At 43.0% G+C, this 235-nt stretch carries 1 protein-coding gene; it reads left to right on the forward strand.

Going from position 1 to position 235, the window contains the following annotated elements:
• Positions 1-235 (forward strand): hypothetical protein (locus ACVC08_RS00155; RefSeq protein WP_452600497.1); only part of this gene is annotated, 235 nt, incomplete at both ends.

Here is a 235-nt window from a genome sequence, read left to right on the forward strand (position 1 = left end):
TGATGCCGATGGCTTTGCCAGTTTCGATTTAACCGAAAAAGAGCCAGAAATACTAAACCAATTAGACACAGACCCATCTAACGATTTAGACCCTACACAATACATCGTAACCTACTATATCACAGAAGCCAATGCCAATGCCGGGACCAACCCTATAGCAACGCCAAATGCCTTTGTCAACACTATAGCCAATACCCAAACCATATGGATACGAGTAGAAGACAACACCAATAGC

It is taken from the genome of Pontimicrobium sp. MEBiC06410 (assembly GCF_053601615.1).